Raw genomic sequence first — 19,124 nt, forward strand, 5'->3', positions numbered from 1 at the left:
ATTGACGGAATTCGCGGTGATTGTCGCAACTTCCTGCATCTGCGCGCCTCCGAACGAGGCCTCAACAACGCGTTCGGATCGAGGTTCCTATGCGCGATGGCCGACCAGGACTGCACCGACGACCGGCTATTGCCATGCGGTCACGGCAGGCTGTCCTTTGCCCGTGACGTGCGGCGCCTCCGCCGTCTTAAAATTCAGTCTGGCTGAGCCAAATGACAAAGCAATTCCAGGTTCCTTCGGGGATCGCCGGGCCGCGTGGCGCGTTCTCATAGACGATCAAGCTCGCTAAAGGAACCATGCTATGCCTACAAAGCAGACCATCAGGAAAGCGATGCGGGACAAGCGAGCCGGTAAGTCGCCAAGCACGCAGGCCGGCGAGTTCGTCCGCGAAGAAATCGAGAAGGTTCGCCGGGGAGAACATGGTGCAAGATCAACACGGCAGGCGGTCGCCATCGGCCTGTCCGAAGCGCGCCGTGCCGGCGTCAATCTTCGTCCGCCGCGTAAGGGCAAGGCAAAGCGCAGCACCCGCCGAAGCGCCAAATACGCCTATGAAGCTGGCCAGGGCCGGCGAAAGACAACACGTCGTCCGCGCGTCTCGCGCGCGGTGAAGAAGGTGCTGAAACGGGAGCCGCACGGGACGGTTTCCCGACGGGCCCTGTCGCGGCAAACCAAAGGCGCCGCGGCGCGCCGCAGCGCGGCTTCGCGATCGGCCGCCGCACGCAAGGCAGCTCGCACCAAGGGTGTGAAAGGTCGTTCCGCGGCGGCAAAAAAGGCGGCCCGGACAAGGGCGCGCCGAAAAACTTAGGAGGCCTCTACCCGCACGGTCTGGTTCAGCGTGCTGCAGCCTGCCATGATCGTCGCCGCTGAAGCCGTGAATTTTCGATGAGCGCGGGTTGAGCGTCTGGTGTCTGCCGACGGCAATACACGCTCGCGGCACATCGAGCTTACCGCCGACAATGGCGCTCATGGCGAGCACAAGCCGGTGTTGTCCCCGCCACGAACGCCTTGGAACAACCCTGGGCAGGGTGATGTTGGGCAATTTCATCAGGCTCGAAGCGCCCAAATAGCCTGGACGGCAGCGCCGTTGACCACCTTTTCCGGGGGGTGACCAGATTCGTCACTGGCGGAGCCGTCAGCGCCGCGGCCGGGAGTTCGTCATGCCAGAAGCCGGCTTCCGCAATTTCACAATCAATTTTGGCCCGCAGCACCCGGCGGCCCACGGCGTACTTCGGCTCGTGCTGGAGCTCGACGGTGAGGTTGTCCGGCGCGTTGATCCTCATATCGGTCTGCTGCATCGCGGAACCGAAAAGTTGATTGAGCACAAGACCTATTTGCAGGCGATTGGATATTTCGACCGGCTCGACTATGTCGCGCCTATGAACCAAGAACATGCGTTCTGCCTCGCAGCAGAACGGCTGCTTGGCATCGAAGCGCCGCGGCGTGGCCAATTGATTCGCGTACTGTACTGCGAAATCGGGCGCCTGTTGTCACATCTGCTCAACATCACGACCCAAGCGATGGACGTTGGCGCGCTCACTCCGCCGCTATGGGGATTTGAGGAGCGCGAGAAGCTCATGGTGTTCTACGAACGCGCCTCCGGCGCCCGGATGCATGCCAATTACTTCCGAGTTGGCGGCGTGCATCAAGATCTTCCCAACAAGCTGATCGACGACATCGAGGCCTTCTGCGATCCGTTCCTGCGCGTGGTGGACGATCTGGATCGGCTGCTGACGGCAAATCGCATCTTCAAGCAGCGCAATGTCGACGTGGGCAGAGTGACGCTGAAGGAAGCCTGGGAATGGGGTTTTTCCGGCGTCATGGTCCGCGGCTCGGGTGCAACCTGGGATTTGCGCAAGGCGCAGCCTTACGAGTGTTATTCGGAGATGGATTTCGACATTCCGATCGGCAAGAACGGCGACTGCTACGACCGCTATCTGATCCGCATGGAAGAGATGCGCCAGTCGGTGCGCATCATGAAACAGTGTATCGCCAAACTCCGCGCTCCTGACGGACAAGGTCCGGTCGCCGTGCAGGACAACAAGGTCTTCCCACCGCGTCGCGGCGAGATGAAGCGCTCGATGGAAGCCTTGATCCATCACTTCAAGCTCTACACCGAAGGCTTTCGCGTGCCCGCCGGCGAGATCTATGCGGCGGTAGAAGCCCCTAAAGGCGAATTCGGCGTCTACCTCATTTCCGATGGCACGAACCAACCCTATAAGTGCAAGATCCGAGCGCCCTCTTTCGCACATCTGCAGGCGATGGATTTGCTCAGCCGCGGGCATCTGCTGGCTGACGTCTCGGCGATCATCGGTTCCCTGGATATCGTGTTTGGAGAGATCGATCGATAATGCCCGCGAAAGGAAGTCGCCATGCCTCACAACAATCGCAGAAGCCGACCCAGCGTCACCACCGAGTGAGATAGTCGCTGAAGGTAAGTGAAAACATCATCATGATCCAAAACAGCCCGGCCATGGCGACGATCCGAACCAGGCTTTTAGCGTTTTTGAGATCCATCAGGAAAGTAGCGAGCACGGCGAGCATCACCGCCGCAATGAGCAGATTGACCGCGACATTGCCGTGTCCGAGCGGGATGTAGGCTGAGCCGAGGCTGATTGCGAACAACCCCATCAGCACGATCCAGGCGAGGAGCGGACCACGCCACAAGCTACGCATATCCGATCCGCCGTTGCTCATGCGCGACCTGCCAGATAGATCAGGGGATAAAGAAAAATCCAGACCGAGTCGACGAAATGCCAATAGATCGCGACGCCCTCCATGGTCGAGCCCTGCACCGGAATGATCCGACGCCCAAATATGATCATCACCGCGATCACGACAACGACCCCGGCGCTCAGATGGATGGCATGGATGCCGGTCATGATCCAGTAAAGGCCCCAGAAGATCTGCGTCGCCGGCGGGCTTAATGGGAATCCTGTGCCGGGAACCAGATGCTCCTCAATGTCATCATGATACTCCAGCCCTTTGGTGATCAGGAACGCGAGACCAAGCGCTACCGTGATGCCGAGGCAGATCAGCGTCACCCGTCGCAATTGCGCGGTGGCTGCGCGCAGCGCGACCGTCATTGTCAGGCTTGAGGTCAAGAGCAGCACCGTATTGATCGAGCCGTAGATGACCTTGGTGTGCGCGCCCGCAATGCGGAAGGCCTCGGGATTATAACTCCGGTAGATCGCGTAGCTGCAGAACAGCGCAGCAAAGAACAACACTTCGCTCGCCAGAAAGAACCACATGCCGAGCGAGACGCCTTCGCGCTGCATGCGGAGGTCCGGCCAGGGTTCCTGTAATGCGCGCGCCAGATCGGTCATGATACGTCACCCTGCCCGGAGATCGACGTTTCTCCGTCTTGTTCACGCGCGCGGCCGAACTCGTGATAGGCGTAAGGCTCCGAGGTGACCCGCGGCGGGTGCAGAAAGTTCTGTCTTGGCGGCGGCGAAGGCGTCTGCCATTCGAGACCGGTCGCGGCCCATGGATTGTCCCCCGCCCGCTGCCCCCCAATCAAGGACCAGCCGAGGTAACCCAGCGGCAGCAGGTAGGCGACGGCAAGCACGGCCGCACCGCCGCTCGAGAGCACGTGCCAGATCTGGAACACGTCCGGGTACAAGTGATAGCGGCGCGGCATTCCGAGCCAGCCCATCACAAATTGCGGCATGAAGGTAAGGTTGAACCCGATGAACATTGTGATGGCTGCGCACTGGGCGGCGAACTCGTTGTAGAGCCTGCCGGTGACCTTGGGCCACCAATAGTGAATGCCCGCCATGAACGCCGACACCGAGCCGCCCACCATGATGAAATGGAAATGGGCGACGACAAAGTAAGAGTCGGTGGCGGCGATATCGATCGGCACCGAGGCGAGGAACAGGCCGGTGAGACCGCCGATCGTGAACAATCCGACAAAGCCGAGCGCATAAAGCATCGGCGCTTCCAAGCCGATCTGGCCGCGATAGAGCGTCGCCGTCCAGTTGAAAACCTTTATGGCCGAGGGGACCGCGACCATGAAAGACAGAAACGAGAAGACCAGATTGGCGAACGGTGACTGGCCGGCAACGAACATGTGATGGCCCCATACCATGAAGCCAACCACGGCAATCACCAGCAGCGCGAACACCATGAAGCTGTAGCCGAATACGCGCCGCCGCGCGAAGCAGGCAAACACCTCCGATACGACCCCCATCGCCGGCAGTATCATGATGTAGACGGCCGGGTGACTGTAGAACCAGAAGATGTGCTGGAACAGCAACGGATCGCCACCGATCGTGGCATCGAAGATCGGGAAGCCGAAAAACCTCTCCGCCGAAATCAACAGCAGCGACATGGCAAGGACCGGCGTCGCCAACACCATCACCATGCTGACGGTGTACATCGACCAGGCGAACAACGGCAGGCGAAACCAGGTCATGCCCGGCGCGCGGAGCATATGGACCGTAGCGAGGAAATTCACGCCTGTCGCGATGGAGGAAAACCCCACGACGAAGACGCCGACGGCGGCGGGGATGACGTTTGAGTTCGAATAGCCGGTCGAGAATGGCGGGTAGAAGGTCCAACCGGTATCGACGCCGCCGCTGAGGAGCACATAGACCGTAAAAGCGGCGCCGATCACGTAGAGGTACCAGGACAACAGATTGAGACGTGGAAACGCAACGTCGGGAGCGCCGATCATCATCGGAAGGATGAAGTTACCCATCGTGGCGGGAATCGAGGGCACCAGGAAGAACCACACCATGACAATGCCGTGGATGGAGAAGGCGCGGTTGTATTCGTCTGATGTCATGAACCAGCCGGTCGGACTTATCAATTCCAGCCGCACCAGCCCGACGACGATACCGCCGATAAAAAAGAATACGGTAATGGAGAGAGCGTAGAGAATGGCAATGCGTTTGTGATCGGTCGTCAGCAGCCACGAGGTGAGTGTATGGCCCTCGCCAAGATAGCTGGTGGCTGCTGTTTCACGGGCAGGCGCAAACGGCAATGTCATCTCGCTCATCGCGCGACTCCTTGCGTGGTACCGGTCGATTGCGTTGTCAGCGATTTGATATAGGCCACGAGCTGCACGACCTGTCCCGGCGTTACCGATCCAGAGAAATTCGGCATCAGCGGCGGAAAACCTGCGACCCTGTTCTTGTCAGGCAGAAGGATGCAGTCGCGCAAATAAGCCTCGTCGGCGGTGACGGTGCGACCATCGGCAAGCTGCACCGCGGCACCATAAAGACCATGAAGATCGGGTGCATGCACGGTTGAACCCGGCGCGTGGCATCCGGAGCAGCCCAGCGAACGAAATAGTTTCTCGCCTTGATGAGCGAGGTCGTCACCCTCTGGTTGAGCGGAAGTCCAGCGCGCATACTCTTCCGGCGTCACAACCACGAGGCGCCCCGCCATGACGGAGTGATCGGTGCCGCAGAACTCGGCGCACGTCAGATGAAAAATTCCGGTCTTGGTCGCATTAAACGACAGGTACGTGTAGCGGTCGGGCAGGACATCCTGCTTCAGCCGCATCGTCGGAAGATAAAGATCGTGGATGACATCCTGCGAGGTCATCACCAGCCGCACATTGCTATGAGCGGGCACGTGCAGCTCGTTGATCTCGCGTACGCCGCTGGGGTGCTGGATACGCCACATCCACTGCTTGGCCACGACGTGAACTTCGAGTTCATCCTTGGGCAACGCCAGCGCGGTAAGCTGGTCGGATGCGGCCCACCAGAACAGGAACAGGAAGGTGAAGAACGTCGCGACCGTCCAACCGATCTCGATTTCCCGATCGACCCTTTCAGGCGTCTCGCCGCGTGGAGCACGTGAACCACGGTGGTAGCGAATCAGGAAAATCACGATCAGCGCGGTAACCAGGGCGACGACAGCGCCGGAAATGATCGAGAGCAGCGCGAACAGCGTGTCGACGTGGCTGGCATAGTCGGAGGCCGCGGTGGTGAATTCGGCGAGCTTCATGACCGCACGTTCCGCTTTTCTCGGGCAACCATCAGGGAAATGCCGCCCGCCATCGTGACAAGCGTGAGCCCGGCCGCAATTGACATCAAGGTCGTGATGCGCTCGGTATAAATGCCCTTCACCGGGTCGTAGCCGTAGCAAAGCAGATGGATACGATCGGTCAACGTGCCGACCGCTCCTCGACCAGCGTCGACGATCGCGAGCCTCAGATTAGTGCCATCGAGGCCGAGCGGCGACAGCACACGTCGCACGTGGCCGCCGGAATCGACCACATAGACCGCCGCCGGATGGGCAAATTGGTCGTGCTCGGCGTCGTAGGTGTAGTGCAACCCAGCGGCCGCCGTGACGGCATGAATCTCGGGATCATGACCCGTTAGAAACGTGGCGGCCTTGAGTATGGGGCTTGCGTCGTCGATGTGCTGCGCCCGCATCGTGCGCGCCGCAGCAATTCCGTCCCGCGGATCGATCCCGATGACGATAAGGCGATAATCCACGCCTGGTTTCAGGCCCGTCTTGCCAAGACCGTCGGCCGCGAACTCCAGAACCGGTCCGCACAGCGTGCGGCAGGTGTAGTCGACAAAGATCACGATCGCCGGCAATCCGCCGATCGCTTTTCCAAGCGTCATGGCTTCCCCGCTTTCGTTCAGCAAGCCGAGATCGAGCGGCAGTGCAGCATTTGGCGCCGGCGCCGCCTCGACAGTCCGGACCTGCGCAGCCGCGACGCCGGCCGTTGCCGGCCGCGCGGGTGCAACAAACATGGCAACGATCGCAAGGACGCCAGCGATCTCCGTCGGCAGCTGCATCATTTTTGTGGCTCCGCCGTCGGCGGGTTCGGCACTGCTGGCACGACCTCTTGCGGCTTCTTGTCTTGCATTGTCGCTCGGTCGGCGGCAGCGGTGGGCGACGACAAGGCCGGCTCGGGCGGCAACAGCGGCGCGTAGGCAGCGTTACCCTTCTGCACCAGCGATTGCATGGCTCGCTCGATCGGAATCTGCATCATCGTGTGCTGGGCATCGAACCAGCCCCAGGCCTCGAGCCGCTTGTTCTGCGCATCGAGAATCCGGCGCAACTGCTGGTTCTCTCGCGCACCGACCCGCGGTTGCGGAAATTCCTGCGGAGCTGGCAAGTGTGCAGTCGGCACGCTGCTTCGATAGATGCCGTAGAGGCCGCCGATCGAGATGCCCAGCAACAGCAGCGCGGTCAGCGCCGACCAGCCGATCAAGGCCTTGCTGACCGATGGCGGCTCGGGAATGTATCGAAGATGATGCTCTTCACCGGGCATTCGCAGGCTCCTTTGATGCGGACCACGGTGCGCCGAAGGAGACGATGCCGATCAGAACGGTGCCGATGCCCAGAACAGCCAGCAGCGCCGGAGCCAGTGCCACCGCACCCGATGGAGGTACAACGAGATAGGCGTCATAAACGGCAAGGCCCGCGAGCGTCGAGACACTGATCGCGCGCAGCGACCTGCGGTCGTTGCGGAACCTGGACTGGATGAGCGCCAGAATCGGCACGACCGATCCAAGGACGAAGGCGATCATGGCGATTGCCGGCCAAGGCCATCGGCCACGCACGACGAGCCAGACCGCCTCGCGCGGCAGATCGCCATACCAGATCACGAGCACGGCCATGAAATCGATGTAGGTCAGGCCAAGCACCGACGCTAACAGCAAGGCGCCGACGTCTCCGATCGCAGAATCATCCTCCGCTGCCGGCGCCCAAACCGCGGCCCAAGCCAGTGCTGCCACGAGCGAGGACACTGCAACGCTTGCGCCGAACGACGACGACGTAAACGGCGCTTCGCGCGAGAGATACCAGTCGATGGACAAGATCGAGATGACCGTGGCGTGGAACACGAGGCCGACCGCGGCCAGCAGCTGGCCACGCCGGCCGCCGCTTCTTGGCATGAAGAACGCAAGCGCTGACCAGCCGACAAGTGCCAACATCGAGCGCAGGATGAAGCCGGGCAGGTTTAGATAGGCCGACAGCACGTCCGGCTTGATATTGTCCGGGCGGTGCGACCACGGATACAGCAGCGGGATCGACACGAACAACGGGAGGGCCAGCAGGAGGAGCAGCGGCATCGCCATGGAAGTCGATTGGACTACCGGCGCGATAATCTCTCCCCAGCCCCCAGACGTGAGACGGTGGATCATCATGAGCGAGAGGCTCCCGACCATGAGTTGGGCCCAGAACGCGAAACCTACGAGCCAGCCGGCCGCGGCCAGACCAGGGTTGTTGATCGCGCAGATGACAAGACCGGCAATCGCGCAAGCGGCCCCGGCGAGTAAGATCTTGCTGATCTTGCCGGCGGTCATCGGAGGTGCTCCGCGGCATCGGGGATTTCCGCGACCTTGGCGCGCCGAGACAATTGCAGCGCGCGGATATAGGCGGCGATGGCCCAGCGATCGTGTGGAGGAACACGATCGGCATAGGAATACATCACGCCATACCCATCGGTCATGACGTGGTAGAAATGCTGCGCCGGCGCGGCGAGCAACCGGTCGATGTGGTAAGACGGCGGCGCCGGAAACCCACGGTGCACGATGACGCCGTCGCCATCGCCGGCGAGGCCGTGGCAAGGCGCGCAGAAGATGCCAAAGCGCTCTCTGCCTCTCGCCAGCAAGGCTTCGGTGACCGGAGGCGGGTTTTTCGCCGCCGCCGCACGCGCGACATCGCCCTGTGCAACAACGCCGTCAGGAAGCGACCGCGCCGGTGTTGCGTCGGGCCATAGGTCGATCTGTGCATAGGTCGTGAGCTTGCGCTGCCGCGTCATGCTGAGATCGCAGCCGACAAGCAGGCAAGCGCAGGCTGAAATCGTGGCGACCGTTGCGGTGGCGCGCATCATCGCTCGACCTCCCGAACCGCCGTCGCGCCGACACTCTTGAGAAACTCGGCCGCTCGTTGCCTGTCCTGTTCGCCCGGCGGCTCCAGCGCCAGCACGAAGCGATCCTGGCTCACCCTCTCGAAGCCATCGACGGCAAACACCGGATCGCTCAGTTTCGGCAGGCCGGTTTCAAACAGGAACATGACGAAGCCGCAGACGGCGGCGAGCAGGATGCCGGTTGCAAACGGCACCAGCATGAAAGCTGGCCAGGCGTCGAGCGGCCGGCCTCCGCTGTCATAGGGATAGTCGACGACAGCCGAGTAGTATTCCAGGCCGTAGGCGACCGCCGCCATGGCGACGCCGCCTGCGAACATGGCGGGACGAATGCGACTGTCGCGGTGCTCGAACAGCTCGAAAACCTGCTCCACCGGATACGGCGTGTAGGCATCGATCAACCGATAACGCATGCTGCGCGCGCACCGCGCCGCTTCGGCAAATCGGCTTTCATCGGCAAATTCAACGAGAAGAAGGTGCGTCATCGTGGCCCCTCTTGCGCAATGAGTTTCCGTACCTCGTGCATCGAGACGACAGGCACCAGGCGGACGAAGACGAGATACAGCAGCACGAAGAAGGCGAACGAGCCGAACGTGGTCAGCCAATCCCACACCGTGGGCAGAAACTGGCGCCACATGCTCGGCGTGTAGTCGTGTGACAGCGTGTTCCACACGATCAGGATACGCTCGAGCCACATGCCGATGTTGATCAACACCGCGATTGCGAACACGGTCGCAATGCTGCGTCGTATCGGCGAAAACCAGAATGCCTGCGGTATCACGACGTTGCAGAGCAGAAGCGTGCAGAACATCGGCGCATAGGTTCCGGTAAATTCGAACGCAAGCAGGCCGCGGTCGGCGCGCTCGCCGCCGTACCAGGCGGTGAACCATTCGGTTGCATAGGAGAGCCCCATGACGATCGAAGCCATCAGCATGACCTTGGCCATGACATTGAAGTGCGCGATCGTGATCAGCCCTTCCAGGCGGAAGCCCCATCGCACAAGCGCCGCAAGACACACCACCATGGCGAAGCCGGAATACATCGCTCCGACCACGAAATACGGCGGGAAAATTGTCTCCTGCCAGCCAGGCATCAGGCTCGTCGCGAAATCCATACCCACGACGCTGTGCAGCGATACGACCAAGGGCACGCCGAGGCAGGCCAGCGCGAGATGGAGGACTTCGTACGCGTGCCAATGCTGTGCCGAGCCGCGCCAGCCGAGCGCAAGTGCGCCGTAAATCAGGGCTGGCGCCTTCGTCCTGGCGCGGTCGCGCAAGGTCGCGAAATCCGGAATGAGGCCGACATACCAGAATATGATCGAGAACAGGATGTAACTGAGGATCGCCCAGAAATCCCAGATCAGCGCGCTGCGCCACTGCGGCCACAGATGCATCGTGTTGGGATACGGCATGAGCCAATAGAAATAGAGCGGCCGACCGAGATGGATGATCGGGAAGATGCCGGCGATGGCGGCAGCGAACAGCGTCATCGCCTCAGCAAAGCGATTGGTCGAGGCCCGCCATGGCTGCCGCATCAACAGCAGCATCGCGGAGATCAGCGTTCCCGCATTGCCGATGCCGATCCACCAGACGTAATTGGCAATAGCAAACCCCCACACGATGGTCGTATTGACGCCCCAGATCCCGATTCCGCGGGAGAAAATCAGATAGATGGCGATGAAAAATACGATGCTCCCCGCCAGGCTCGCGGCGAAGGCAATCCACCAAATGAGCCAGTTCCAGCGGTTGCGCTCCAATAGTGGTGCTGCGATGCTCGCATTCGCCGCTTCCAGGCCGCGCGCTTGTGGCAGCGTCCAGCGGCTCTCTTCCGTCGCAGCGTCTAGATTTATGGTCGTCACCATTGTCATCGCCGCGCCTTCCCAAAATCCGGATTTGGATTTCGCACGTGGGCGAGATAGGTGGTGCGGGGACGGGTGCCGAGATTGCCGAGCAATGCGTAGCTTCGCGCGTCAGTGCGCAACGAATGGATATTCGCCTTCGGATCGGAAAGATTGCCTAAATTGATCGCCTGTGTCGGGCATGCGGCCTGGCACGCGGTCACCACTTCGCCTTCGCGGACGTTCCGGCCTTCCTTTTCGGCCTCACGGCGCGCACCGCTGATGCGTTGGACGCAGTAAGTGCATTTCTCCATCACGCCACGGCTGCGCACCGAGACGTCCGGATTGAAGACGGCCTTGGTGATTTCGGCGCCGAGGTTGGCATATTCCTGGCCGTCGGCGTAACCGAAAAAGTTGAAGCGGCGGACCTTGTAGGGACAGTTTGACTCACAGAACCGGGTGCCGACGCAACGGTTGTAGACCTGAAGATTCAGGCCCTCGCTATCATGGATCGACGCCGCCACCGGACAGACCGGCTCGCACGGCGCATGCTCGCAGTGCATACACGGCATGGGGGTGAAACCGGGCCGCCCGTCCACAACGTAATCGTCGATCCGCAGCCAGTGCATGTCGCGACCATTGGCAATTTCCTCCGGACCGACGACCGGTACATTGTTTTCTGCTTGGCAGGCGACAACGCAGGCGTTGCAACCAATGCAGGCCGAAACGTCGATCGCCATCGCCCACTCGTAGGTATCGTACTGCGGCGCGGGATAGAGCGTGGGCAGATTGGCATCGGGTGCGTTGAGTTTGAAATCGCCTCTATTGCCTTTGGCGAAATCGGCCAATGTCAGTCGAGGCTGCAGTTCCTCCGCTTCGCCCTCGAGCTCGAAGAAGTGCTGCGTCCGCAGCAGGTTTTCCCGGCGCCCGGTTTTGCTTATCGTGACGTTTGCGCTCAGCCACGGCGTATCTGCCTGGCGCAACCGATAGATGTCGAAGCCGACCCCGCTGCCGATGCTGCCCGCGTGGGTGCGGCCGTAGCCAAGCGTTGTCGATATCACGCGCGTCGCCTGGCCGGGACGGACGAAGATCGCAGCTTCGAGCGTGGCTTCCCCGCGCTTGAGCTGCACCACATCGCCATCTGTCATGCCGAGGTCGTGCGCGTCGGCTTCGGCGAGGTGCAGTGCATTACCCCAGACCTGTCGTGTGAACGGCTTGGCACATTCTTGCAGCCAGGCATTGTTCGCCATGCTGCCGTCAAAGAGGGACGGATCCGGCGAGAGGATCAGGGTGTAGTTCTCGGCGGGGGCCGCCGGCGCGACTTGCGGCAATCTCGGCTCCGGCAGCGAAATTTTCCCGGAAGCCGTGTTGGGGACCACGCCGTCCTGCAGGGTCTGCCGCCACCAGCCGTCCCAGTCGTTGCCTCCCGCCGTTTTCCAGGTGTTGCGAACAATATCCAGGGAAGAAGCGCTTAACTCTCCCTGCAGCATTGCAAGTATCTGGTGCACATCTCGGCTGTCGTAGAGCGGACGAATCAGCGGCTGGATGATGCTCGCAGTCCCGTCGAAAGACCTGATATCGGACCAACCTTCCAGCACATGCGTCAGCGGAGCATGCCAGGTGCAACGTTCGGCGGTCTCGTCGCGATAGCATCCAATATGTACGGCAAACGGCACTCTCGCGACGGTGTCGCCGAATCCGATATCGCCCGGGGCGTCGTAGATGGGATTTGCGCCGATGACGATCAGCGTTTCGATACCGCCCACGCGAACCTCGGAGGCGAGGCTGCGCAGCGATTCGCTGTGACCCGTGGCCACACGGTCCACCGGCGCGATGAAATCCGCCGGCCCCAGCAGTTGCGCGTTGATCCAGTGGCACAGCGCCTGTACGTCGGCCGGCTGGCGCGGTCCAGCCAGCACCAGGGCCGCACCGCGCCGCGCGGAAAGATCCGCCGCGACGGTCTTCGCGAATTGGCTCGCCTCTTCGGGCAGTCCTGGCTCCTCCAACCCGGCACCAAGCGTTCGGGCAATCTCGATTGCTACATTGCGTATCCGCTCGGGCTGCAGCGCAAGGCGGTGATCGGCAAGCGCTCCGGTCAAGCTCCAATCCGGCTCGACGGCATAGAGGCGCAGCGACTCGTCCGGCGCGCGCGGGCGTCGCGCCTCGATAATTTCGCGCGCGAAACGAACCTGTTCCGGGCCAAAGCCAATCGGATCAGCATCGAGCGCAAGCACGACCCGGGCGTCGCGGAAGCGCGGCAACATCGTCGCTGCCTGGCCGAACGCCAGCATCGCGCCGCCCCGCACGGCGTCATCATCGACCGGCTCGTAGCGATACCACCTCATCAGTGGCATCGCCTTGGTTAGCGCCTCGATTTGCGCCAGCAGGGTCGGTGACGTAATGCGTCCAGTGAGGAGCGCGAGACCCTCGCCTTGCTTGGTTCGATGGCGGTCGAGCCGGGGCCGCAGCGCTGCCTCGAGCGAGCTCCAGGACTGAATCCGTTTGCTGCTGTATGGCGCTTTCGACCGGTCGGGATCGTACAGCGAGAGAATCGCTGCTTCACCATAGAGATCGGTAGAACCGAGGCTGGCCGGGTGGCGCGGATTGCCGTTGACCTTGATGGGGCGTCCTTCAACCGAAGTGACGATGACACCGCGTCCGTAGCCCGCGAGCGGCAATGCGGTTGCGAATTGCAGCGGCAGGCCGGGCGTCTCTCGCTCCGGAATCTGAACATAGGGGACGATTTCCTCCGGCGGCTTGCCGCAGGATGTGAGCGCGGCCGCAACTCCACCGACAAACAGCCTTAGAGCTGAACGGCGGTCGAGGTCGAATTCAAGTGGCGGCTCGCCGCGCCTGATATCCCCGGACGATTTGGCGTGCTTGCTCATCGATGACACACCGAACAGTCGGCGAGATGTTTGTTGTGGAGATATTGATGGGCGAGGATGATGCCCCGTTCGGCCTGATCATCGGGAAAATTCCAAGACGGATCGAACATAGCGGAGCGTGGCCGTATGTTCGGCGCAGGATTGCGATGACAATCGAGACACCATCCCATGGTCAGCGGCGCTGCCTGCCGCATCAGCGGCATGCTCGCGACCGATCCATGACATGTCGTGCAGCCAATTCCCTTCGCGACATGGATCGAGTGATCGAAATAAACGTAGTCGGGAAGCCTGTTGACTTTGTTCCAGTGGATCGGCCGATCGTTGGCGAGGCTCTCGCGAACCGGTGCTAGCATCGCTGCTTGGGTGTAGAGCTGAGAGTGGCAGGTCATGCAGGTGTGCGTCGGGGGAATGCCGGCGACCGGCGACACTTCGACGCCCGTATGACAGTAGCGGCAATCGAGGCCGAGTCCGCCGACATGATGGGCGTGACTGAAGGGGACCGGTTGGTCGACGAAGGTCGATTGACCGGTGGTATATTCCGAGGCTGACACCCAGTAGGCGATTGCAATCCCCAGAACAGGGACGACAACAATAGCGACAAGAACGCTACGCGCGACCGTATCTGCATAGGGTCGGAATAACTGCGGCATCCGCTGTTCAACTCGCCTACCGATCGGCCGTCCAGATTTGCCGATGCCAGCAACCCGACCGCCCAACGCGACCAAAACATCGTTGTTCCAATTCCGAAACGCGGCGCACCAGGATCGTTCGGATAGGCTTTCGTCTGGGCGTGACGCTGGTTTGGCCAGCGCACCCCGCTCGGGATCTTGGCGTGTTGGGTCGAACGACCGTCTGCAGCACTAAACAAGCGGGCCCCGGTACGCATGTTCCTCTCGGCTCCGCACACAACCGCGGCGAACACGTCTACGTGAATGACTCGGGGCGAGAATCTTCCGCCTCGGCAAGAGCGGTGCGCTCCGGATGCAACTCCTGATCTCGCAAGTCGAGGAAGACGCGATAGCAACGCGCCGACCATAAGGAGCAATTACTGTTCAGTCACCGGACAGATGCCACAGAATGTCGCTCAAAAACTGATATCGGCCCACCTTGTCGAAGGCACCATGCGGGTGGGTGCGCATATCGGCGCCGGCTTGCCGCTACTCGCCATCCGTCTCGAACAGGCCCATTCGCGAGGTCTCAACCCGGACGGGGTCGGCTGCAAGGAGATGCGGCCCGTCGGTGGCCTCCCGCACCCTTTGCTCGACGTCACGCAGGTCGTCGTCCTGACGCATGCGGCGGCGTTCGGCCCAACGCTGACGCCGCTCGGCACGGCGTTTCTCGGCAGTTGCACGCCTGACGTCCGCTTCGCGGGCTCTTGCGTTCGCATTCCTGATCTCGGACGTCGCGGACGGCTCGCGCGCGGCAGTTTGCGTACCCGGTGCAGGCGATGAAGCCTGCTGCGTGCGATCAGGTGCGGCGGCCGGCTCGGGCGGCGTTGCCGCAACAAGGTCCGATTGACCTGGCTGCGGTTGCTGCGGCTGCGGTGCCGGCGCCACCGTCACCGGCTTCGTCGGGCTCGCCTCCTCGTCCGGGCGAGCAACGTGCGAGCAGGGGCGATGTTCCGAAACACCGACGCCGCGAATACGCGGCGTCGAACCAAGTGTTTGCCGACGCGCCACAAGGTTATCTTGGGCCTGGAGCGACGCGAAATCCCTGCGGCGACAATCCAGTTCCGTGAGAACCGCTGGTTCGATTGCGGCCGGGGCGCGGCCAGGCTAGGGAGGCAATGCACGAGGCGCTCGCCGCCTCCCGAGACTTGAGAGATAGGCGCAGAACATGTCGGCCATGGCGTCGGCATATGTCGCGATCTCCGCTGCCGTCCGCGGGCTTTCCGAAAAATTCTTGCCCACCGTGCTCATCGTCGTGGTGATCAATTCGCCCGCCATTGCGCGCACGGCGTCGGGCGCCCGCGGCAAGGCTTCGCGCATGAAGGCCTCAACGACGCGCTCACCTGCGGCGCGCGCCTCGCGGGCTTCGGGCGCGTCGCGATAGAGCGGGGCGGCATCACTGAGCGCGACACGCATCGCGGCCTCCTCGCATTCGGAGCGGATGAAGGCGTGTACCAGCGCGCGCAACCGCTCGAGCGGAGGTTTTCCGGCGTCCTCGAGAATGCCGCGCAGCAGGCCAGTGGTCTGCCGCCATTCGTCGCTCTGCAGGCGGAACAGGATCGCGGCCTTGTTCGGAAAGTATTGATAGAGCGAACCGACGCTGACGCCGGCCTTGTCGGCGACGCGCGCCGTGGTGAAGCGCTGCGCGCCCTCTTTCGTCAAAACCTGAACAGCGGCATCGAGAATGGCCGCAACCAGCTCGGTCGAGCGGGCCTGTTGCGGTTGTTTTCGTGAGGAGATTGAAGGACTTCGGCGGCCGGCCATCGACGTATCTGGGAATGCGATTAGCGAATGCGAATGATTATTCGTATTTCTGGCGAGGCGCAAGCACGCGCTGACCGGAGACCGACAACGACCACCCTCATCACACCCACGCTCGCGGGCCTGCTTGATCGCCTGTTCGAGGAAGCTTCCGCCGCGGCGGAGGCGACCAGCCTCGCCGTGGCCGATCTCTCCGATGCCGAGCAGAACACAATGATGCGGAGCAAGACGGGCTACCGCGAACTCTACGGGCGGCTGAAGCACGTCCCGCTCGCGGTCTCGCGCGAGACCGGCGCCCTGCTCTACATGCTGGCGCGCAGCAGCCGCGCGCGAACCATCGTCGAGTTCGGCACCTCGTTCGGCATCTCGACCCTGCACCTTGCCGCGGCGCTGCGCGACAATGGCGGCGGACGTCTCATCACCAGCGAGTTCGAGCCGTCCAAGGTGGCGCGTGCCCGGGACAATCTCGCCGCCGGCGGCCTGCTCGACCTCGTCGAGATCCGCGAGGGCGATGCACTCAGGACGCTTGGCACCGATCTTCCCGAAATGATCGACCTCGTGCTGCTCGACGGCGCCAAGTCGCTTTATCCCGACATCCTCGATCTCGTGGAGAGCCGCCTCAAACCGGGCGCACTGATCGTCGCCGACAATGCCGACTATAGTGCCGATTACCTGGCGCGTGTGCGCGCGCCGGAGAGCGGCTACATGTCGGTGGCGTTTGCCGAGGACGTCGAGCTGTCGATGCGGCTCTGAACTGGCCTTGCGGCGCAGAACGGCTCAAGGCGATACGGATTCGCTGAAGCCGTCGAACTGCCGATGCGGATCGAGCGCAAAGCTCAGATCATCGCCGCGACTTTTTCCAGGCCGATCAGGCGCGCGAGCGAGCGCACCTCGTTCTTCTGGTCTTCGCGCAGCTGGAACAACAATGGCATCGCCGCCGATTTCAGCTGCTGGACTTCCGCGGAGTCCGGATCGATCGGCACGCTGCCTGCGGCGACATCGCCTTGGCGCTTGCTGTGGATCTTGCGCGCCACGGCACGCAGTGCGGTCTCGACCGCCGGCCAGTAGTACTCCTGGTCCGACGATAGTTTGAGCCGCTCCTTGATGTTGGCGATCTGCGCGTCGCTAAGCAGCGTGTAGCTCTTCTGCGGCGCCGGCTTGGCGGCGGCTTTCGGCTTCGGCGGCGCGGCAACGGCCGGCGCGTGAACCGGCTGGTCGGTGATTTTCGGTGCGACCTCGGCGGGATCGGTGAGCTTCGGCAGGCCGACATCGGTCGGCTCGACCGAAGCATAGGCCTGGCGCAGCGTGTCCGGAGCGCCGGGAATGTTGGCCTGTGCGCGGAGCTGGAGCGGCGACGGCGGGGCCGGCGGCTGCGCTGCGGCAGCGGCCGCCGGCTCGAAGGCGGCAGTCGCAAGCGCCGCGACCGCGAGCTTGTCCTGCTTGCTCGCCCGGTTGGCGACGGGCCCGCTATCGGCGGCAGGCGCAGCGGCAAGCCCGGCCGGCATCGCCGGCAGGGTGTCGCGGCCCAAAATGGCTGTCATCGCAGCGCCGGCGAGGAGCAAGCAGGTCAGCGCGGCGAGGGTGATGGCCCTGTTCAAAAGCGTCTCCATTCCCGGCCGGTATCGCCCGGAGGCTGAACGCCAAATGCGGCGTTAGCGTGCCGCTGCGGCGGCAAGAGGCTGAAATTCGTACCGAAGCGGCCCAAAATCAGGCCGCTCCGGCCAGCTCGTAGGCTTCCTGGATGTCGGCGACGATCTCATGGGCGGTCCACAGGCCGCCGGGCTGGACCGAACGCATCGTGACGGTCCAGTTGGTCCGGCGGGTGCGCGGGGTGCTGACAATGTCGAATTCGACCTGCCGGCACAGCGGATGCCGCTGCAGGGCATAGAAGACGCGGGTCGTGAGCTCGTCGAGAGTCGCGGGGATCTTGGCGGAGTGCGCCTCAAGGGGCATGTCGCATTTCCATATTGCCGGCCAGCCGTGGCGGCGGGGCCCGTCCTGTGGCGCCATTGTTGGGACCGGCATGGTTAATGGCGGGTTAAGTCGGCCCGGCTGCATACGCCGCCGACCCGGTGCGGGGCTTGCGGCGAGCGCCGGGTCGCGCCCTAGACCAGCTTCACCCGCGCGCTCGCCGCCTCGTACTCGGCGAGGGTCCGCGCCACGAGGTCATCGACCGCCGGCACGTCGGTCACGCCCGAGGTGGAATGGCCGCCGCTCCAGATGTCGCGCCAGCGCTTCGGGCGACTTTCGCGAGCACCGATGTCGATGTCCTTGCCGATATCGATCGCGCCGCGTGCCGGCAGATTGTCGGGATCGAGCCCGGCGGCCTCGATCGAGGGCCGCAGCATGTTGGTCTGGAGGCCGGTGAAGGCGGTGGTCAGCAGGATATCGTCGGCGCTGGCATCGACCAGCATCTGCTTGTATCTCGCGTCGGCCAGGCTCTCGCGCGTCGCGATGAACTTGGTGCCCATGTAAGCGAGATCGCAGCCGAGTGCCTCCGCGGCGCGCAGCGCGTGGCCGTCGCTGATGCCGCCGGCGAGCACGATCGGGCCGTCGAAGAAGCCGCGCACCGCGCGCACGAACACGAACGGATTGAGCCAGCCGGTCTGGCCGCCGGCGCCCGCGGTGAGCAGCACCAGCCCGTCGGCGCCGGCGGCGACGGCGCGCTCGGCATGGCGGATCGAGGCGACGTCGGCGAACACCAGCGCGCCGGCATCGTGCAGCGGTGCGAGCACCGGTGCAGGCGAGCCGACCGAGGTGATCACCAGCTCCGGCCGGTGCCGCAGCAGCACGGCGAGATCATCGGCAAGCCGGGCGTTGGAGCGGTGCACGATCAGGTTCGGACAGATCGGCGCCGCCGTGCGGCCGCTCGCGTCGGCATGCACCTGCAAGCGACGCGCGATCTCGCCGAGCCAGGCGTCGAGCTGTTCCGTCTCACGGCAATTCACCGTCGGAAACGAACCGATCACGCCATTGCGGCACGCCGCCACCACCAGCTCGACGCCGGACACCAGAAACATCGGTGCGGCGATCAGCGGCAGCCGGAGCCGGTCACGGAAGCGAGCGAGAGGATCTGCAACTGGCAATTTGTTTCCACCCGAAATCGTTGTGCTAGCGTTGCCGCCAACATTCGC

The 19,124-nt window shown here is 62.9% G+C and carries 20 protein-coding genes; 3 read left to right on the forward strand and 17 right to left on the reverse strand.

Translation table 11 applies throughout. The features are described 5' to 3' along the window. Nucleotides 1–301 precede the first annotated feature (301 nt). Nucleotides 302–805 carry a DNA-binding protein gene (locus J6500_RS21460; RefSeq protein ID WP_225714672.1) on the forward strand — a complete coding sequence of 168 codons (504 nt, stop codon included), beginning with the start codon at nucleotides 302–304 and terminating at the stop codon, nucleotides 803–805. 352 nt (nucleotides 806–1,157) lie between these two features. Then, nucleotides 1,158–2,348: an NADH-quinone oxidoreductase subunit D gene (locus J6500_RS21465; protein ID WP_225714673.1), complete on the forward strand. Its 1,191-nt coding sequence runs from the start codon at nucleotides 1,158–1,160 to the stop codon at nucleotides 2,346–2,348. 55 nt (nucleotides 2,349–2,403) lie between these two features. Here J6500_RS21465 and J6500_RS21470 read toward each other — a convergent pair whose 3' ends face one another. The 14 genes from J6500_RS21470 to J6500_RS21535 form a co-directional block, all read right to left on the reverse strand. Continuing rightward, on the reverse strand, nucleotides 2,404–2,694 hold the full coding sequence (locus tag J6500_RS21470; RefSeq protein WP_225714674.1) for an oxidase: 291 nt from the start codon (nucleotides 2,692–2,694) through the stop codon (nucleotides 2,404–2,406). Further along, on the reverse strand, nucleotides 2,691–3,323 hold the full coding sequence (locus J6500_RS21475) for a cytochrome c oxidase subunit 3 (RefSeq protein ID WP_225714675.1): 633 nt from the start codon (nucleotides 3,321–3,323) through the stop codon (nucleotides 2,691–2,693). Before J6500_RS21475 ends, J6500_RS21470 begins: the two co-directional genes overlap by 4 nt. Then, nucleotides 3,320–4,999: a cytochrome c oxidase subunit I gene (locus tag J6500_RS21480; RefSeq protein WP_225714676.1), complete on the reverse strand. Its 1,680-nt coding sequence runs from the start codon at nucleotides 4,997–4,999 to the stop codon at nucleotides 3,320–3,322. Before J6500_RS21480 ends, J6500_RS21475 begins: the two co-directional genes overlap by 4 nt. After that, on the reverse strand, nucleotides 4,996–5,955 hold the full coding sequence (gene coxB, locus J6500_RS21485) for a cytochrome c oxidase subunit II (protein WP_225714677.1): 960 nt from the start codon (nucleotides 5,953–5,955) through the stop codon (nucleotides 4,996–4,998). The genes J6500_RS21480 and coxB overlap by 4 nt, the downstream gene beginning before the upstream one ends. Further along, nucleotides 5,952–6,761, reverse strand: coding sequence for an SCO family protein (locus J6500_RS21490; RefSeq protein ID WP_225714678.1), 810 nt, complete (start codon nucleotides 6,759–6,761; stop codon nucleotides 5,952–5,954). The genes coxB and J6500_RS21490 overlap by 4 nt, the downstream gene beginning before the upstream one ends. Then, a complete protein-coding gene (locus J6500_RS21495) occupies nucleotides 6,758–7,237 on the reverse strand; it encodes a hypothetical protein (protein WP_225714679.1) in 480 nt (159 codons plus the stop codon). The genes J6500_RS21490 and J6500_RS21495 overlap by 4 nt, the downstream gene beginning before the upstream one ends. Continuing rightward, complete coding sequence (locus tag J6500_RS21500) at nucleotides 7,227–8,273, reverse strand: hypothetical protein (RefSeq protein WP_225714680.1); 1,047 nt, start codon at nucleotides 8,271–8,273, stop codon at nucleotides 7,227–7,229. Before J6500_RS21500 ends, J6500_RS21495 begins: the two co-directional genes overlap by 11 nt. Further along, entirely contained in the window at nucleotides 8,270–8,800 is a 531-nt protein-coding gene (locus tag J6500_RS21505; protein WP_376707838.1) for a c-type cytochrome, read from the reverse strand. The genes J6500_RS21500 and J6500_RS21505 overlap by 4 nt, the downstream gene beginning before the upstream one ends. Continuing rightward, nucleotides 8,800–9,321: a DUF3341 domain-containing protein gene (locus J6500_RS21510; protein WP_225714681.1), complete on the reverse strand. Its 522-nt coding sequence runs from the start codon at nucleotides 9,319–9,321 to the stop codon at nucleotides 8,800–8,802. The genes J6500_RS21505 and J6500_RS21510 overlap by 1 nt, the downstream gene beginning before the upstream one ends. Beyond that, nucleotides 9,318–10,697 carry an NrfD/PsrC family molybdoenzyme membrane anchor subunit gene (gene nrfD, locus J6500_RS21515; RefSeq protein ID WP_225714682.1) on the reverse strand — a complete coding sequence of 460 codons (1,380 nt, stop codon included), beginning with the start codon at nucleotides 10,695–10,697 and terminating at the stop codon, nucleotides 9,318–9,320. Before nrfD ends, J6500_RS21510 begins: the two co-directional genes overlap by 4 nt. Nucleotides 10,698–10,699: 2 nt before the next feature. Then, on the reverse strand, nucleotides 10,700–13,561 hold the full coding sequence (locus J6500_RS21520) for a 4Fe-4S dicluster domain-containing protein (RefSeq protein WP_225714683.1): 2,862 nt from the start codon (nucleotides 13,559–13,561) through the stop codon (nucleotides 10,700–10,702). Next, on the reverse strand, nucleotides 13,558–14,211 hold the full coding sequence (locus J6500_RS21525; protein WP_225714684.1) for a cytochrome c3 family protein: 654 nt from the start codon (nucleotides 14,209–14,211) through the stop codon (nucleotides 13,558–13,560). Before J6500_RS21525 ends, J6500_RS21520 begins: the two co-directional genes overlap by 4 nt. 507 nt (nucleotides 14,212–14,718) lie before the next feature. Then, nucleotides 14,719–15,240: a hypothetical protein gene (locus J6500_RS21530; protein ID WP_225714685.1), complete on the reverse strand. Its 522-nt coding sequence runs from the start codon at nucleotides 15,238–15,240 to the stop codon at nucleotides 14,719–14,721. 96 nt (nucleotides 15,241–15,336) lie between these two features. Then, nucleotides 15,337–15,993 (reverse strand): TetR/AcrR family transcriptional regulator, encoded by a 657-nt coding sequence (locus tag J6500_RS21535; protein ID WP_225714686.1) that lies wholly within the window; start codon nucleotides 15,991–15,993, stop codon nucleotides 15,337–15,339. Nucleotides 15,994–16,026: 33 nt separating this feature from the next. On the opposite strand from J6500_RS21535, the gene J6500_RS21540 reads away from it, so the two are divergent. Further along, nucleotides 16,027–16,743 carry an O-methyltransferase gene (locus tag J6500_RS21540; protein ID WP_225714687.1) on the forward strand — a complete coding sequence of 239 codons (717 nt, stop codon included), beginning with the start codon at nucleotides 16,027–16,029 and terminating at the stop codon, nucleotides 16,741–16,743. An 83-nt stretch (nucleotides 16,744–16,826) separates the two neighbouring features. On the opposite strand, the gene J6500_RS21545 is transcribed toward J6500_RS21540, so the two are convergent. The 3 genes from J6500_RS21545 to J6500_RS21555 form a co-directional block, all read right to left on the reverse strand. Then, nucleotides 16,827–17,588, reverse strand: a complete 762-nt coding sequence (locus J6500_RS21545) for a hypothetical protein (protein WP_225714688.1) — start codon at nucleotides 17,586–17,588, stop codon at nucleotides 16,827–16,829. 109 nt (nucleotides 17,589–17,697) lie between these two features. Then, entirely contained in the window at nucleotides 17,698–17,943 is a 246-nt protein-coding gene (locus J6500_RS21550; RefSeq protein WP_225714689.1) for a hypothetical protein, read from the reverse strand. Nucleotides 17,944–18,095: 152 nt separating this feature from the next. Continuing rightward, on the reverse strand, nucleotides 18,096–19,076 hold the full coding sequence (locus J6500_RS21555) for an NAD(P)H-dependent flavin oxidoreductase (protein WP_225714690.1): 981 nt from the start codon (nucleotides 19,074–19,076) through the stop codon (nucleotides 18,096–18,098). Nucleotides 19,077–19,124 lie beyond the last annotated feature (48 nt).

This window comes from Bradyrhizobium semiaridum, assembly GCF_020329505.1.
Classification (GTDB): domain Bacteria; phylum Pseudomonadota; class Alphaproteobacteria; order Rhizobiales; family Xanthobacteraceae; genus Bradyrhizobium; species Bradyrhizobium semiaridum.

Bases quoted from the DNA above. Each gene is read 5' to 3' on its own strand.
- J6500_RS21460 (WP_225714672.1), top strand. From the start codon at position 302: ATGCCTACAAAGCAGACCATCAGGAAAGCGATGCGGGACAAGCGAGCC.
- J6500_RS21465 (WP_225714673.1), top strand. From the start codon at position 1,158: ATGCCAGAAGCCGGCTTCCGCAATTTCACAATCAATTTTGGCCCGCAG.
- J6500_RS21470 (WP_225714674.1), bottom strand. From the start codon at position 2,694: ATGAGCAACGGCGGATCGGATATGCGTAGCTTGTGGCGTGGTCCGCTC.
- J6500_RS21475 (WP_225714675.1), bottom strand. From the start codon at position 3,323: ATGACCGATCTGGCGCGCGCATTACAGGAACCCTGGCCGGACCTCCGC.
- J6500_RS21480 (WP_225714676.1), bottom strand. From the start codon at position 4,999: ATGAGCGAGATGACATTGCCGTTTGCGCCTGCCCGTGAAACAGCAGCC.
- coxB (WP_225714677.1), bottom strand. From the start codon at position 5,955: ATGAAGCTCGCCGAATTCACCACCGCGGCCTCCGACTATGCCAGCCAC.
- J6500_RS21490 (WP_225714678.1), bottom strand. From the start codon at position 6,761: ATGATGCAGCTGCCGACGGAGATCGCTGGCGTCCTTGCGATCGTTGCC.
- J6500_RS21495 (WP_225714679.1), bottom strand. From the start codon at position 7,237: ATGCCCGGTGAAGAGCATCATCTTCGATACATTCCCGAGCCGCCATCG.
- J6500_RS21500 (WP_225714680.1), bottom strand. From the start codon at position 8,273: ATGACCGCCGGCAAGATCAGCAAGATCTTACTCGCCGGGGCCGCTTGC.
- J6500_RS21505 (WP_376707838.1), bottom strand. From the start codon at position 8,800: ATGCGCGCCACCGCAACGGTCGCCACGATTTCAGCCTGCGCTTGCCTG.
- J6500_RS21510 (WP_225714681.1), bottom strand. From the start codon at position 9,321: ATGACGCACCTTCTTCTCGTTGAATTTGCCGATGAAAGCCGATTTGCC.
- nrfD (WP_225714682.1), bottom strand. From the start codon at position 10,697: ATGGTGACGACCATAAATCTAGACGCTGCGACGGAAGAGAGCCGCTGG.
- J6500_RS21520 (WP_225714683.1), bottom strand. From the start codon at position 13,561: ATGAGCAAGCACGCCAAATCGTCCGGGGATATCAGGCGCGGCGAGCCG.
- J6500_RS21525 (WP_225714684.1), bottom strand. From the start codon at position 14,211: ATGCCGCAGTTATTCCGACCCTATGCAGATACGGTCGCGCGTAGCGTT.
- J6500_RS21535 (WP_225714686.1), bottom strand. From the start codon at position 15,993: ATGGCCGGCCGCCGAAGTCCTTCAATCTCCTCACGAAAACAACCGCAA.
- J6500_RS21540 (WP_225714687.1), top strand. From the start codon at position 16,027: ATGATTATTCGTATTTCTGGCGAGGCGCAAGCACGCGCTGACCGGAGA.
- J6500_RS21550 (WP_225714689.1), bottom strand. From the start codon at position 17,943: ATGCCCCTTGAGGCGCACTCCGCCAAGATCCCCGCGACTCTCGACGAG.